The sequence below is a fragment of the Novosphingobium sp. PhB57 genome (assembly GCF_004342985.1).
Classification (GTDB): Bacteria; Pseudomonadota; Alphaproteobacteria; order Sphingomonadales; family Sphingomonadaceae; genus Novosphingobium.
Genome location: NZ_SMBO01000011.1, coordinates 16,432 through 32,107, shown reverse-complemented (window position 1 = coordinate 32,107; position 15,676 = coordinate 16,432). Strand labels below are relative to the sequence as shown.

Genomic DNA, 15,676 nt, shown 5'->3' with positions numbered 1-15,676 from the left:
TTCCAAGTCAACGCGGCCCCATCCCGAACCGGTCGGCGCGAGCACACAATTTATAGAGGCTAACCTCTTGGCACCGGGGCCTTGTGATAGAATTTGCGCCGCCCGGCATATAAATCCAGCGCCGGGCGTAATAGGTTCGCTGACAGGACTGTCGCAGGATGATGCGGTGCGGACTCCGCCATCATCCAAATGATCCGCAACGCAAGAGGCTGTTTTGCAACATTTCTCGTCAGTATATCCGGCGTTCGGACGTGAGCCACCCCTCCTCTTCTGTCGCAACCGCGAAGGCCGGGGTGATAGCTGCACTCATTGCAGCCCTGATAAATTTCGCGCTAGGTCCGCAGTGGAGAGAGGATCAAAACATGACGCAAACGAGTCACAAGACCTCGGGCCACGAACGCGCCCAGAGCCTGAGCTTTCGCCAGCTTCGCCTGTTCGAGGCCATCGGCGATCTCAAGTCCGTGCGCCGCGCATCGGAAGCATGCAGCCTGTCGCAGCCTGCCGTCACCCAAGCCCTTGCCAAGATGGAAGCGCAGCTTGGCGCCACGCTGGTCGACCGGCGCGCCAGCGGCAGCTACCTCAACGAATTCGGCATGGTGTTTCATGCCCGCGTGAAGCGTTTCTTCGAACAGACCGAGCGCGCCGTGATCGAGATCGGCGCCGCCGTGAATGCCGACGGCGCCCGCGCCATCGTCAACCGCCTCACCCGCTCGCAACTGCGCACTTTGGTGGGCGTGATGGAGCACGGCTCTTTCGAGCAGGCGAGCGAGTGCTTCGACATTTCCGCCGCATCGCTCCAGCGCGCCGCGCGGGACTTGCAGGGCAACTTGCGGGTCTCTCTGTTCTACCGCACGGCAGCAGGCATGCTCGTCAGCCCGCAAGGCATGAAGCTGGGCCTGATGGTCAAGCTGGCGCTGCAAGAGATCGAATGGGGCGTGCGGGAGATCGACTCCGCGCTGGACGGCACCGCGACGCCGGTGGTGATCGGCGCCATGCCCTTTGGTGGCAGCGTGCTGTTGGCCTCGGTGCTCGATCGCTTCCTCGAACGCCACCCCAGCGCCGACATCCGCATCATGAACGAAAGCGCGGTGGAGATGACCAAGTGCCTGCGCGGCGGCGAAGTGGACTTCGTTGTCGGCCTGCTGCCGGCGGAAACCCCGCCCGAACTTGTTTGCGAGCCGCTGATCGAAACGCCTTATGCCGTCGTCGCCAGGCAAGGCCATCCGCTCACCCGCGCGGGCAAGGTCACGGTGGAGGAGCTCATGGCCTACGACTGGATCACCGGCACGGCAGGCTCCAGCCGCCGTGCCTGCTTCGACCGGATTTTCGAGGGTACCAAAGGACCGCAGACCCACGTTGCCACTTGCGCCCTGCCCGTCATCCGCCACCTGCTCAAAGGGAGTGATCGCCTGACGCTGATGACCTCCTACGAGATCAGCTTCGAGGAAGGCCTGCGAACTCTGCACTGCGGACCGATTGAGCCGGTCCCCGCCATCGGCATCACGACGCGCGCGGAGTGGATGCCGACACCGGTGCAATCCGCCTTCATCGAGGTGATCCGCACGCACGTCTGCGCGCCGCCGCCGCTGCTTCGACAAGCTGGCTGAACCAGACCCTTGCTTGACGAAAAACGGGGAGGATGCCGAGGCGGCATCTTCCCCGAAGGTTGTCCCGTCAGGGGAGAGAGCGGGTCAGAGCAAGGATTTGTCGATATAGAGCGGCATCGAATCCTCCCATTTGCTGTCGGTCAGCAGGCGCTTGTTGCGGCCATCGGCATCCATCACGTAGATCTGACCATATTGCTGGAAGGTGTTGTCGTAGAGTGCCGCCTCGTCGCGGAACCCGTGCTCGGACCCCGACCACATGACGCGGCCATCCGGCGCCCAGACGGCGTGACCATCGCTCTGCTTGCCAGTGGTTAGTTCCTTGTAGTCGCTGCCATCCGGCCGGATAGTGGCGACCTGGAACGTCGTGCCGTCGACCTTGCGTGTGAAAACAATGCGTTCGCCGTCGGGCGACCAGCCCGGCAGGTTGTCCAGCTCGCGCGTGAGGACCCGGACCTGCTGCGTTTCCAGGTTCAGGATACGGAGGCCACGCTCTCCGTCCTGGCCCCAAACCCGGAAGACGAGTTCCTTGCCATCTGCCGAGAAGCTGGGGAAGCCCGAATGAACGCTGCCGTCGGTCAGAGTTTCCAGTCCCGTGCCGTCCTTGCGCACCCGCACCACCACGGCCTTCGAGTGAGACCGCTCGCCGAACCAGGTGCCGACGCCGAACGCGAGCCATTCGCCATCGGGCGACCAGCAGGGCTGGAACGCCCCGGCCAGCCCCTTCCTGACCATCTCCGGATCGAGCCCGGATTTTGTATTGTCGAACACCACGCGCCGTTCGGTTCCGTTCGGGCGGCAAGTGACGATGGAGGAAGAGCCAGTCTGCTTCTCGGTGAAGGCCATGATGCCCTGACGCGAGAGGATCGGGAAAACGTCCATGAAACGGTAGTCGTAGGCCGGGTCCCAACTGAACAGAGGCTTGTCGAGCTTGCGCACCGGGCGGAACGCCTGCACCTCGTAGATCACCGATTTGCCGTCCGCCGTCCAGAACGGCGCCCGCAGGCCCTGTCTCTTGAAGCCGAGCCGACCGGAAGTATAGGCGATGCCCTCGTCCGGGCCGCCCTTCACGACATAGCCGATCTCGTCGGCGTCGATCCAGTGCGGCGAGACCTTCAGCCCCGGTGAATCGGTGTGCTCGATTCTGTCGCCCGTCTCGACGTCGACCGAGACGATCTGCGAGGTCACGCGGCCGATCCATTCGGGACGGCGCGCGCCCCAAGTCGCCTCGGTGGAGAGTTCGTAGAAGGCGATGCGCTTGCCGTCGGGCGACCAGGTGGGCGATCCCTGGCACCACTCCTTGCGCGCGGAAACTTTCGCAAAGCCGGTCCCGTCCGGACGGATCCGATAAATGGCCAGTTCCTGGGTATGTTCCCAACCGTGCCCCTCATCATGCCCGCGCCAACTGGTGTTCTGATCCGACGAGAAGGCGATCCACTTGCCATCGGGTGACCAGGCGGGTCGGAAGTAGGTGTCGGGACTATCGGCCGCACCCTTCACTTCGCCGATACCGGTCAGCTGCTTCAGCTTGCCGGTATCGATGTTCATCAGCCAGATATTCGCCCTGTAGCCGTTGCGTGTCGAAACAAAGGCCAGCCACTTGCCATCCGGCGACAGGGCGGCGGCATCGTCCACGCTCGGTCCTCCGGCAATCGCCCTGACGCCGGTGCCGTCCCCGCTCGCCGTGAACAGGCTGGAGTTGCCATCGCCCAGTCGCTCCGAGGTGAACACCATGCGGGCGCCGTTGCGCGACAGCGCGACGTTGTAGTCGTAGGCGCTCTCGGCCAACACCTTGCGTTCTCCGCTACCGTCTGTGGCGGCGACGTAAAGCTCCGAAACCGAAGGGGCGATGCGGTTCATCATCATCACGCCCTTTTTTGCCGGAACCGGCTTGGCGATCCCGATCTGACTGATGAGGACGGATGCGGGGACGACCGCCAGGAAATCTCTACGCTTCACTTCACTCTCTCCCCGCCAACCCGGTTCGCGTTTTTGGACAAGTTGCTTTCCCGGTACGGCCCCTTGCAAAGCCGTTTCCTGTGCAGACACTCGTGTTAGGCGACCCTTCGGTTCATTGCATCAGCGCCGTCGCCGAAATTATCGGCGCCGGTCGAGTGCCTATATCCGCAGGCTCCGCTTCCCGGACTACATCGAGGCCATACCGCAATTGCGCCCTGTGCGCCGGTCAGACCGGCACGCCGGTTCTCGGCATCATGAGGCAGGGCGGCGATTGATCGGGGGGGAAATTGTCCGATCCAATAAGGGTCGGAACCTGGGAGGAAAACCGTGAAGCATATCTCGAGATCGCTATTCGTTTCGCTGCGCCAAGCGCTTCTATCGGGCGCCGCTTTCGCCGCCTGCGCGCCGCACACTGTCGCAGCGCAGTCGGCGGGGCAGCAGTCCGCCGATGCGGGCGGCGTGGAGGAGATCATCGTCACGGCCCAGAAGCGCGACGAATCCGCACAAGACGTGCCGATCGCCATTACCGCACTCGGCGGCGAGCAGCTGAAGAGTGCCGGCGTGACCAGCACTCTGGATCTCAAGGCGGCCGTGCCAGCCCTCAATATCACGACGGGCACGGGCGGCATCGGACTTCCCCGCATCCGCGGCATCGGCGCCACCGGCCAGGGACCGGGCATCGAGAACCCGGTCGCGGTCTATGTCGACGGCGTCTATTACGGCGCTTCGTTCGGTATCCTCCAGAACTTCTTCGACACCGACCAGGTGACAGTGCTCAAGGGCCCGCAGGGCACCTTGTTCGGGCGGAACGCCACCGGCGGCCTGATCCAGATGTCGACTCTCGGCCCCGATTTCGACTGGAACGGCAAGGCGGAGATTGGCTACGGCAACTACGATACGGTCCATTCGGCTGCTTATGTCTCGGGTGGGCTGACCGATACCGTCGCGATCAGTCTCTCGGGTCAATACGACAACCAGCAGGACGGCTACGGCAAAAACCTATTCACGGGCAACGACATCCAGACCAGCAGGTCGTGGGCTGGGCGCGCCAAGCTGCTCTGGAAGCCCAGCGAACTCACCAAAGTAACGCTCTCCGGCGACTTCAACGGTCGCAATGCCGCAGCGCCGGCCTTCCGCAACTTCACCACCAATGCCCTTGGCCAGAATATGCCGGCGCAGATCGAGGCACTCGGCGGCGATCCACATCGCGACATCCTGGCGGACGTCGATCCCAACATGACAACACGGGCCTGGGGCACCAGCCTGACTGTCGAGCAGGACCTTGGCGGCGTTTCGTTCAAGAGCATTACCGCCTACCGCCATTCCGAATTCAATTACAACTTCGATCCAGACGGCACGACCGTGAAGCGCATCGTCGTAGACAACCATCTCTACGACAAACAGTTCACCCAAGAAATCAACCTCGTTTCCGAAGGTGACGGCCCGTTCAAATGGGTGCTGGGCGGCTTCTACATGCATGGTAACGCCGGTAACGATGGATCGCGCACCACCGGCCTCTTCACTTTCGGCAACAACGGCTATGTCGACGATTACAATTCGATCAAGCTGGACAGCTATGCCGGCTTCGCGGAAGGAACCTACAGCTTCGGCGAGAGCACGCACCTTATCGCCGGCATCCGCTACACCAGCGACAAGCGCAACCTCTCGGCCTACGACGTGTCGCTCAACGGCAATGTGCCTCCGGCCGGACTGACGACAACCAGCGACACGGTCAACGAAGGCAAGACGTTCAGCAAAGTCACCTGGCGTCTCTCGCTCGACCACCGCTTTTCGCCCGAACTGCTTGCCTATGCCAGCTATAACCGCGGCTTCCGATCGGGCACTTTCATCACCCAATCCGATCCTATCGTCCTGCTCCAGCCGGAAATCGTCGACGCATACGAGTTGGGCCTGAAATCCGACTTGTTCGGCCGCCGCGTGCGCTTCAACGTGTCCGGCTATTTCTATGACGAAAAGAACATCCAGGTGATGCAGGTAATCTCGGGCGCACAAACCGTCTACAATGCCGACGGCGCGCATATCTACGGCATCGATGCCGACCTTACGTGGCGAGTGACCAACGATTTCCGCCTGTTCGGTGGCTTCAACTGGACTCATGCCCGCTATACAGACTTCGATACGGCCGTGATCACCACGCCTTATCCGCTGCCGACCGGCTTCACGATCCCGGTGGGCCAGACCTGCCTTGGCACCAATGGCAGCCCATACGCCCAGTTGGGCGGCAATTGCCTGCTGATCGGGGACGCCTCGGGCAACCGCCTTCAAAACACGCCCACTTTCACCGCCTCAGTGGGCGGTGCCTACGACTTGCGGACCGGTATCGGCAAATTCACCCTTGCCGGCAATTTCTACCACAACTCCGGCTTCGTCGGTTCGCCGGATGAGCGCGTAAAGCAGAAGTCGTACGAGACGCTGGATGCCTCGCTGACATGGCGACCCGCAAGCGAAAATCTCTTCGTGCGCCTCTGGGGCAAGAACCTGACCGATACGTTCTACTGGAGCCAAATCGGAGCCACCAACAGCGGCGACAACGGCACTTATGCAGCACCGCGCACTTACGGGGTAACGGCAGGCTTCGAGTTTTGAGGAACGGAGGGGGGACCGGCACGGTCCCCCCTCACGTCAGGCATCCTGCTTCAGCGCAGTCAATTCCCGGCGGGTTTCCATGTATTTCGGCAGCACGCCTTGTGCATAGGCGGCGAAGATCGGCAGCCCTTCGACGTCCACCCCTGCCACCGCCGCGTAATGGGCGATGATAGCGTCGGAATCCTTCATGAAGCGTCCCGGCTCATATTGGACGGCCGGAAAAGTGACCTTGTCGAAATGAGCCGCGAGGTCAGCGCGGATCGCAGCTTCCGCATCGTCTCCCTGGGTGAAGATGCGCTGATCGAACCGCTCCAGCAAGCCGGCTTCCAACAGGAATATCCGCAGCTTGAGGCAGTGGGGACAAGTGGACTTGAGATAGAGGACAGGTCGGAATGCTTCGATCATGGCAGGTCCTTACAACGGTCCGTAAACGACACCGAGGTCGGTTTGCCAAGCTCCAGTCGATTGCCGGTTGCCTTCAGACGACCACTGGACCTGTTCACCGCGAAACTCGCCAGGTTCCCCGATCCCTGATTGGCCACCACCAGCCATTTGCCGCTGCCGCTAAGTGCGAACCCCCAAGGCACTTTCCCGCCGCAATCGATACTCTGCACCAGGGCGAGCGCACCGCTACGCGCTATCGCATAGACCTGGATGCGATCCGCCGCACGGTTGCCGGCGTAGAGGAAGCGCCCGTCGCGGGAAACCGCCAGTTCGGAGCCGCTGGGCGGGCCGCTGTAACCGGCATTATCGAGGGGCTTTCGCGACAGTTCCGTCAGTTTGCCCTTACCCGGCTCCCAGCCATAACTGAAGATCATGCCCGTTATCTCGGCCATGAGGAACGCGAGGCGTCCATCCGGCGCGAAGACAATATGCCGAGGTCCCGATCCCGCCGGGAGTTGGACGAAGGGGGCATCGGCAGGCTCCAGCTGGCGTGGTCCAGGCTGGACCCGATAGACGAAAACCCTGTCAGCACCGAGATCAGGGGACAGAAGATAGCGCCCGGAAGGATCCAGCGTCACGCCGTGCGCATGCGGACCTTTCTGCCGGCGGTTCGGCCCGGTGCCGCTATGTGCGGCGATGCTTGTCGGTGCTGTGGCCAGCCTCCCGTCGTTGCCGACGGAGATCGCCGCGACTTGCCCAGTGCCGTAATTGGCCACGAACAGGGTTTCACCCGCAGCACTCAGGGCCAGGTGCGTCGGTCCCCCGCCGCCCGATGCGCCTTGTCCGTTCGCTCGCAACATGCCCGTTTCCTGGTCGTAGGAGAAAGCGAAGACGGCGCCGTCGCTTTTGCCGTCGTTGCCCACCTCGCTCACCGCGAACATGCGCCGATGCGCCGGATCGGCCAGGACCCAGGTCGGCTTGTCGACTTGCGCCATCACGCCGAGCGACTTGAGGGACCCGTTCGCGGCATCGAGCCGGATCGCGACCACCCCCTCGCCCGGCCCGCTCGCCTGGGTGCCGACATAAGCCAAAGTCTGCGCGACCGGCCCCGACTCCAACTGACAGCCGGAGAGCAATAGCCCTGCAATTCCAGGGACCAACAAAGACTTTGGTTTCATGGCGCCTCTCTCCGAATGCAAACTGTTTGAATCGCCAAAGGTAAACCACCACCGGAACCGTGGACAGGATCGTACTCCCGAAACCTATCGGAGGGCGCTCGATTCATAGCGCCTGACGAAAGGCCTGCGGCCGATTTAACAAGCCAGAGTTACAATTCTATAATGCTGATCTTATTCGGCGCCGACCAAAACTGATATCCGCAGACATCCTGGACCATGCGATCAGCGTCTCGAACGTTCGGGACGGAACGACGCGCTGCAAGGGCGCGCGCCGCGAACGATATCGGGAAGGAATATGATGAACACCAGAATCCTGACGTGCGGCCTGCTGGTAGGCGTGAGCACCCTGGGCCTGGCAATGCCTGCTCTCGCACAATCGGGCGCCGCTTCGGAAGGCATTTCCGCAGAAGTCGAACCCGCGTCGGAACCGGCCGCTCCCTCCGCTGCCGACATCATCGTCACCGGTTCACGCGTATTACGCAACGGTTCGGCCAGCCCCACGCCGCTGACCACGGTAACCACTGACGCGCTTATGGCGGCTGCGCCTTCAGGCTCGATTTCGGATGCGCTGAACAACCTCCCGGTCTTCTCCGGCTCCCGCAATTCCTTCAGTAACCCAGGTTCCAATGCCACGGGTGTGCAAGGCGGTAACGGCGCGGCCAACGTCCTCAACTTGCGCAACCTTGGCGCCTATCGCACGCTCGTGCTGTTCGACGGCCATCGCATTCCGCCTACGCTCTACAACTCCACCGTCGATGTCGACCTTATCCCTCAGGAACTGATCCAACGCGTGGATGTGGTAACCGGCGGTGTTTCGGCCGTCTACGGGTCGGACGCGGTCTCGGGCGTCGTGAACTATGTGCTTAACCGCAAATTCAACGGATTCCAGGCCCATGCCGAAGCGGGTATCTCGCAGCGCGGCGACGCCGCCAACCGGGATTTTGGCGGCGCCCTGGGCTTCGACGTCGGTTCCCGCGGGCATTTCGAGGCAAGCGTCCAGCACCGCGAGAATGACGGCATCCTGAACCGCGCCACGGCGCGAAACTGGGACAATCTGGCTGCATTGCAGGGCGCTGGGACGGCCGCCAATCCCTATACGCTCGCCACGAATGTCCGCCTGAGTAACTATGCCTTCGGCGGCTACATCACGTCCAAGGGCGCATTTTCCGGCCAGCAGTTCGCGTCCGACGGCGTAATCGGCGCGTTCGACAGGGGTACTGCGACAGGGTCGTCCTGCTGCCAGATCGGCGGCGACGGCGCCTACCAGAACAGTTCGATGATCTCCCCCTTCCAGGGCACCCAGATTTTCGGCCGCTTCGACTATGATCTGACCGACGATGTTCATGTCTATGTCCAGGGCGCGGCGAACCTGAAGAAGAATACCTCCTACACCGGATGGAATCAGCTTCAGGGCCTGACCTTCAGCGCCACCAACGCCTACCTTGCGCAAGACTATCAGGATGCCTTCGCGGCGGCAGGCCAGTCGACTTTCACGATGAACGAGATCTGGAACGGGGCGCCGCGTATCCAGGCTATGTCCAAGACCCGGCAAATTTACCTGAATGCCGGGATTGAAGGCAAACTGGGCGCCTTCGACTGGAACGGCACTTACACCCATGGCACCTCGCGCCTGAAGACCACGATCAGCAACCTGCCCAATGCCCAGCGCCTTGCCGCCGCGCTCGATGCCGTCACCGATCCGGCGACCGGCCAGATCGTCTGTCAGGCCAGCCTGACCAATCCGTCTGCTTATGGCGGCTGCGTGCCGCTCAGCCTGTTCGGCCCGACCGCCAGCAGTGACGCCGCGCTGGACTATGTGCTGGGCAGCGTGGGCTTCCTCACGCACACGAAGATGGATGCGGCCGACGCCTCGATTAGCGGCCCGGTGTTCGACAACTGGGCGGGCCCGGTTAACGTCGCACTTTCGGGAGAATGGCGCAGGATCTCGTTCGACGCCGCCAGCACCACTTCACCCACCGACTATGCCGACTGCACGGGTCTGCGCTACAATTGCACCTCTACCACGACGCTTTATCCCACGACCTTCCCGAACAGCGACACCGTCTCGCAAAGCGTGAAGGAAGCCGCGATCGAGGTGGAATTCCCACTGTTGCAGGACGTCGCCTTCGCCAAGTCGCTCGCGCTGAACGGCGCTGCCCGTTATACCGACTACAGCACGAGCGGCCACTACACGACGTGGAAGCTCGGCGGCGTGTGGGAAGTGAACGATGACCTGAAGTTCCGCGGCACACTCTCCCGAGACATCCGCGCGCCCACGCTCTACGACCTGTTCCAGCCGGAAACGGTGGTCACCGGGTCCTTCGTGGACACGTCCACCGGGGCGACCGTCTACGTGCCGTCCATCAACAACGGCAACACCGCTCTGAAGTCCGAAGTAGGGCATACCTATACGTTCGGCGGCGTCTACAAGCCCCATTTCGTGCCGGGCCTTACCCTTACGGTCGATTACTATCACACAGTCGTCGACGACGCGATCACCACTGTTCAGGGCTTCAACGCCGCGATCCAGAACGCCTGCTACTCCAGCAATGGAACCTCGCCTTATTGCTCGCTGATCCAGCGTGACGCAGCGGGCAACGTAACCGCCTTCTATATCCAGCCGCAGAATATCGCCAAAGTCCGCACTTGGGGTATCGACGGAGAACTGGACTACAACACGTCGCTGGCCGGCCGGTCGCTCGGCCTGCGACTCCTGGTGAACTATCAGCCGCACATCTATTATGAGCAGCTGGGGGTTGCCACGATCGATCAGGGCGGCGCGGGCTGGGGCCAGAACGGACTTATGCCAAGCCCAAGCGTGCAACTGGCCGGCTTCCTCAGCTATCAGGTGACGGACGGCGTGAAACTCGACCTTTTCGAGCACTATCGCAACAAGTTCCGCCGCAGCGGCGTGGCCACGCAGGTGTTCACGGACCCTTACGTCAAGAGCTATGCCACGACCAACCTGACGCTGACTTTCGACACCGGCTCCGCCTGGAAGATCGCCGACAGCTCATTGTACTTCAGCGTCTCCAACCTCTTCGATGCCAAACCACCGCTCAGCGGCTACTACAGCGGAACCACTTCGGCGGGACAGTCCTACGAATTCTCCGACGACCCCACCGGCAGAGCGTTCGTGATCGGGTTCAAGGTCAAGGGTTAAGACCTGCCCGCGCAGGCGAACAGGAGGCGATCATTCGCGCTATCTCGAACATAAAGGCGGCCCTCGGCGGGGCACTCATCCTGCTGGCGTGCCAGCAGGGTACCGCTGCACGTGCCGAGGGCCCGGAGACAGCCGCGCCCCGCACCGCTTTCGTACACTTGGCACGCGGTGTGCCGGCCGTGCTCTACGAGCCTGCCAATATCGGCCCCAAGGCCGAAACGGCGGTGTTCGTGATGCACTCTTCCGCTGACTACCTGAGCTTTTCGGCCTGCACCCAACTCTCCCGGCGCGGGTACCGCGTGCTTTGCGCCAATAACAGTACGAGCAAGTCCGGCATTTCCAACGACGGGATGCTCGATCAGGTCCTGCTGGAAGCAAAGGCAGGTATCGCCTGGCTGCGCACCGTACCCGGCGTGAAGCATGTCGTGCTGTTGGGCCACAGCGGAGGCGGCACGGTGATGAGCGCTTACCAGTTCATCGCGGAAGGTGGCACGAACGCCTGCCGATCGAAAGAGAAGATCTGGAAGTGCCCGGATGCCCTGGCGGACCTTCCTCCAGCGGACGGGCTCATGCTGATCGATTCCAACTGGGGGCTGGCAGCGATGACGCTGTTCAGCATCGACCCTGCCGTGCGCGGCGAAGATGGGGGGATGGCCACCGATACTCGGCTCGACATGTACGCGCCCGCCAACGGCTTCCGGCCGACCGGCTCTGCGTATGGTCCCGTCTTCACGCGGCGGTTTCTCCAGGCCGAGGGTGCTCGAAACATTGCCCTGCTATCGGAAGCCGAAGGCCGGCTGGCCGCCGTCGCCGCTGGCAAGGGGCCCTACGAGGATGACGCCCCCTTCGTCGTGCCTGGCGCAATCCTGCTCGGCAGCAACAACAAGCTGTTCTCGCAGGATGTCGCGCTCATGGCGCATACCCGCAAGGCCTGGCCCCTGCTTCATGCCGGCGGCCGCGAGACGACCGAGATCGTCCATACCGTGCGCGTGCCCCAGAACACCCGCAGCCAGACTCCTTCGCTCATGCAAGGCGCCTTGAAGACGACCTTGCGCAACTACCTCAATTCCTATGCAATTCGAACTGGACCCGGCTTCGGCTACGACGAGACAGGCGTGCACGGTGTGGACTGGACTTCCACCTATGCCAGCCCGCCGGGCAACGTGCAGGGTATCAAGGTGCCCCTGCTGGTGATGGGCATGACCGGGCACTGGGAATACCTTGCCAGCGAGACGCTCTACCAGCTCTCGCATAGCCCGGACAAGTCGATCGCCTTCGTGGAAGGTGCGACGCACATGTATGACACCTGCAAGGAATGCGAGCGCAGACCCGGCGAGTTCGGCGATACCGAAAAGACGACTTACGATCATATCGACAGCTGGTTGAGCAAGCCCGGCCGCTTCGCAGCGGTGCATTGAGGTTCCAGCCACGGAAGAACGGGAATATGAAGATGACCATGAAAACCGGTCGTGCCCTAGCGCATTGCACTGTTCTGGCAGCGGGAGGTTTTGCTCTGGCGGTTTCCGGCGTGGCGTGGTCTCAGGACGCTTCCACGCGGCTTTCACCAGATGCTGCATCGACCATCGGCCACGACCCGCAGCTTCTGATCGCAGCGGTCCCCGCCCGGGTCGGCGCAGCCTTGAAAGTGACCAGTCCGGCATTTCCAGCCGATGCGAACATGCCCTTGATCAGCACGCAATATGGCGAAAACCGCTTTCCCGGCCTTTCATGGTCGAAAGGCCCCCAGGGTACGCGCTCATATGTCGTGGTCATGCAGGGCATGCCTGCAGAAAGCGATCCGGGCCGGGCCGTAACCAGTATTCACCTCGTGCTCTACAACCTCCCTGCTGGAACCACGACGCTTTCCGAGGGCATGACGCAGGCACCTGCCGGCGCGGTTTACGGGCCCAATGTCCACGGCCCCGCCGCCGCTTATGCCGGCCCCCATACTCACGACGCCAACCGTCACGCCTATCACACGCAAGTGTTCGCGCTCGACATCGTCCTTGCCCATGGGGACGGCCAGAGCTTCTCGGCGCTCAAGGCAGCGATGACAGGGCATGTGCTGGCCTCGGGTGATCTCGTGGGCTACGCCGCGAAACCGGCGATGGCAGCGGCTCAGACCACGGGGAAGCCGATCCGGGTCGAGACCGGCCTTATCAGCGGTATTCCTGGCCGCGATCCCTCGATTTCTGTCTACAAGGGCATTCCCTATGCCGCCCCCCCGGTCGGGCCGCTGCGCTGGCGTGCGCCTGCTGCGCCCCTAGCCTGGCAAGGCGTACGCAAAGCCGATGCCTTTGGGCCAGCCTGCCCGCAGCCCGGCGGAGACATGGCGCGGGGCATGGCACAGAGCGAGGACTGCCTTACGCTCAACGTCTGGACGGCGGCCGCGCCGAGCAGCGGTGAAAAGCGGCCGGTCTACGTCTGGATCTATGGTGGCGGCTTCATCGGCGGTACTGGAGCAAGTCCTGAATTCGACGGCGAAGGGCTGGCGAAGAAGGGCATCGTGGTCGTCACCCTCAACTACCGTGTCGGGGTTCTCGGCTTCCTTTCGACGCCGGAACTCAGCCGGGAATCCGGGCATGGCGCCTCGGGCAACTACGGATTGCTGGACGACATCGCCGCGCTCCAGTGGGTGCAACGCAACATAGCCGCTTTCGGCGGCGATCCTGCGAAAGTGACGATTGGGGGGCAGTCCGCAGGGGCGGGATCGGTCGGTTTCCTCTCAATGTCACCCCTCGCGAAAGGCCTTTTCCGCGCCGGGATAGCCGAAAGCCATGCCCGCTACCCCCGCGACACCGAGCTACGCTATCTGTCGGTTTCCTGGCGCTCGCTTGCCTCGGCAGAAAAGTCCGGCACGCAGTACGCTGCCCAGCACGGTGCAAGCACCCTTGCAGCGCTGCGCCAAATGCCCTGGCAGCAACTGATCGAGGGCAGTTCCGCGATCGATCCCGACGTGGAGACCGGCAGCGACGGCAAACCACCGCTTTTCCGGCCGGTGGTCGACGGTTGGGTGATCCCAAAGTCCTATTGGGATACGTATCAATCAGGCAGCCAGAACAAGGTTGCCTACGTGGCGGGCAACAATAAGGACGAGACCGGCGCGGTCCCCGAAACCGCCTTCGCCGTGCTGCGCGCCCGCACGACCCCGCCTCGCGCTGGGATGCCCCAGACTAGCGTCACGGTCGCTCAGTTCCAGGCTGCGGTGCGTCGCAAGTTCGGCCCCCTCGCCGATGATTTCCTCAAGCTCTATCCAGCCTCCACGGATGCGGAGGCGGCGCTGCAGAATAATGCTTCGGCAAGGGATAATTCGCGGATCTCGACCTGGCTTTGGGGCACCTTGTGGCGCCAGACCAATTCTCTGCCCCTCCACACTTATTTCTGGACCCACGCCCAACCCGGACCGACCCACGATACGCGCGGCGCCTTCCATGGCTCTGAGATCCCCTATGCCTTCAACAGTCTGGATGCGGTCGACCTCCCGTGGACGCGCGAAGACCGCCAGATCGCGGACACGATGTCATCCTATTGGGCTAACATTGTGAAGACTGGAAATCCCAACGGTCCCGGGCTCCCACAATGGCCGGCCTGGAGCGCCCAGCTGCCACAGGTCATGGAGTTGGGAGATCATTTCGCCCCAATGCCTTTGGCGTCTTTAGAAAAGATCGACTTCTGGAAACGGTTCTATGCGACCCAGACGCCTTGGTAAGCTGGCCGACGAATTGGAAGCGGCAGTCTGGTTCGGGCTATAATTCGACTATTTGATATTTGATCGTCCCGCTATCTGGTCATGGCCCACCGTGGGTGGTTTAGGAATCGTCGATGACAATGAAGAAAAGTTTACCGGGCGCAGATCAATGGCCTCCATCAGGGTAAGACTGGCGCGGCCTCACCGGATAGCCCAAAGGCGCTTGCGATAATCGTGGGAAAGCCTGTAATTGTGAGTGAATTCGCCGTTATAGCCGCCCTCCAAACGTCCCATGACGCATTGCCGTTGCCTGCCGACTGTCAATGTCGGCATGCCGGCCCCTTGAAATAGTCGCGGAGCCGGTATTCTGCTCAGATTTCGGTACGCTCCGATAAAGTCAGCGCATCGTCGATATCCACGCCGAGGTAACGCACGGTATTCTCGATGTTCGAGTGGCCGAGTAAAATCTGCACCGCTCGCAGGTTACCGGTCGCCTTGTAAATGAGCGAGACTTTTGTGCGCCGCATCGAGTGCGTGCCGTATTCCCGCTTGTCCAAGCCGACCGTCGTAACCCATTCGTCGATGAGGCGCGCGTACTGCCGCGTGCTCATGTGACCGAGATAATCGACACGGCTCGGGAAAACAAAGTTGTCTACGTTCCAACCGCGTCTGTCCAGCCAAGCCGTCAGGCTCTTTCGCGCTTCCGTCATGATCTCGAACTGGACGGGCATTCCGGTCTTCTGTTGGATAACCGTCGGGCGGCTACGAATGCTCCCTCGACTAACAATATCACCAATCTGGATTTTCACGAGATCACAGCCGCGTAGCTTGCTGTCAGTGGCAAGGTCCAACAGCGCTCGGTCGCGCAGTCGCCTATTTTCGTCGAGGTAAAACCGGATAGCCCAGATGTCGCGTAACTTCAGCGGACGTTTTGGCCCCACATTCTGGCCTGCGTTCCAAGGACGCCGCTCATGAACGGCAGGATCTAAGTCTGAATGTCCCATGGCGCTTCTCCATTGGCATCAACTGCCAGTCGGAGTATACTCCATTGAAGCATGGCTCGCGGGCCAAAAGCACTTATTCCGCCGACAGA

The 15,676-nt window shown here is 62.1% G+C and carries 9 protein-coding genes; 5 read left to right on the top strand and 4 right to left on the bottom strand.

Annotated features, from left to right (window positions below):
* Positions 1–362 precede the first annotated feature (362 nt).
* The gene (locus EDF58_RS22330; protein ID WP_165921533.1) at positions 363–1,607 is read left to right on the top strand and encodes a LysR family transcriptional regulator; all 1,245 of its coding nucleotides are present in this window, start codon (positions 363–365) and stop codon (positions 1,605–1,607) included.
* 84 nt (positions 1,608–1,691) lie between these two features.
* Here EDF58_RS22330 and EDF58_RS22325 read toward each other — a convergent pair whose 3' ends face one another.
* A complete protein-coding gene (locus EDF58_RS22325; protein WP_243654445.1) occupies positions 1,692–3,563 on the bottom strand; it encodes a hypothetical protein in 1,872 nt (623 codons plus the stop codon).
* A 327-nt stretch (positions 3,564–3,890) separates the two neighbouring features.
* Between EDF58_RS22325 and EDF58_RS22320 the strand changes: the two genes are divergently transcribed.
* Positions 3,891–6,170 (top strand): TonB-dependent receptor, encoded by a 2,280-nt coding sequence (locus EDF58_RS22320; RefSeq protein WP_132269585.1) that lies wholly within the window; start codon positions 3,891–3,893, stop codon positions 6,168–6,170.
* Positions 6,171–6,206: 36 nt separating this feature from the next.
* Here the strand turns inward: EDF58_RS22320 and EDF58_RS22315 are convergent, their stop codons facing one another.
* A complete protein-coding gene (locus EDF58_RS22315) occupies positions 6,207–6,575 on the bottom strand; it encodes a glutathione S-transferase N-terminal domain-containing protein (protein WP_132269584.1) in 369 nt (122 codons plus the stop codon).
* The gene (locus EDF58_RS22310) at positions 6,572–7,732 is read right to left on the bottom strand and encodes a lactonase family protein (protein ID WP_132269582.1); all 1,161 of its coding nucleotides are present in this window, start codon (positions 7,730–7,732) and stop codon (positions 6,572–6,574) included. Before EDF58_RS22310 ends, EDF58_RS22315 begins: the two co-directional genes overlap by 4 nt.
* 298 nt (positions 7,733–8,030) lie before the next feature.
* Here EDF58_RS22310 and EDF58_RS22305 point away from each other — a divergent pair, with 298 nt between their 5' ends.
* The 3 genes from EDF58_RS22305 (at position 8,031) to EDF58_RS22295 (ending at position 14,604) form a co-directional block, all read left to right on the top strand.
* Complete coding sequence (locus EDF58_RS22305; protein WP_165921532.1) at positions 8,031–10,895, top strand: TonB-dependent receptor; 2,865 nt, start codon at positions 8,031–8,033, stop codon at positions 10,893–10,895.
* Between the two features lie 158 nt (positions 10,896–11,053).
* On the top strand, positions 11,054–12,313 hold the full coding sequence (locus tag EDF58_RS22300; RefSeq protein WP_207913107.1) for a hypothetical protein: 1,260 nt from the start codon (positions 11,054–11,056) through the stop codon (positions 12,311–12,313).
* On the top strand, positions 12,211–14,604 hold the full coding sequence (locus tag EDF58_RS22295) for a carboxylesterase family protein (protein WP_243654444.1): 2,394 nt from the start codon (positions 12,211–12,213) through the stop codon (positions 14,602–14,604). Before EDF58_RS22300 ends, EDF58_RS22295 begins: the two co-directional genes overlap by 103 nt.
* A 350-nt stretch (positions 14,605–14,954) precedes the next feature.
* On the opposite strand, the gene EDF58_RS22290 is transcribed toward EDF58_RS22295, so the two are convergent.
* Entirely contained in the window at positions 14,955–15,587 is a 633-nt protein-coding gene (locus tag EDF58_RS22290) for a tyrosine-type recombinase/integrase (protein ID WP_132269577.1), read from the bottom strand.
* Positions 15,588–15,676: the final 89 nt, after the last annotated feature.

What these genes read in the sequence shown, in the direction of transcription:
- EDF58_RS22305 (WP_165921532.1), top strand. Translation starts at nt 8,031, where the DNA reads ATGAACACCAGAATCCTGACGTGCGGCCTGCTGGTAGGCGTGAGCACC.
- EDF58_RS22315 (WP_132269584.1), bottom strand. Translation starts at nt 6,575, where the DNA reads ATGATCGAAGCATTCCGACCTGTCCTCTATCTCAAGTCCACTTGTCCC.
- EDF58_RS22295 (WP_243654444.1), top strand. Translation starts at nt 12,211, where the DNA reads ATGCGAGCGCAGACCCGGCGAGTTCGGCGATACCGAAAAGACGACTTA.
- EDF58_RS22330 (WP_165921533.1), top strand. Translation starts at nt 363, where the DNA reads ATGACGCAAACGAGTCACAAGACCTCGGGCCACGAACGCGCCCAGAGC.
- EDF58_RS22310 (WP_132269582.1), bottom strand. Translation starts at nt 7,732, where the DNA reads ATGAAACCAAAGTCTTTGTTGGTCCCTGGAATTGCAGGGCTATTGCTC.
- EDF58_RS22290 (WP_132269577.1), bottom strand. Translation starts at nt 15,587, where the DNA reads ATGGGACATTCAGACTTAGATCCTGCCGTTCATGAGCGGCGTCCTTGG.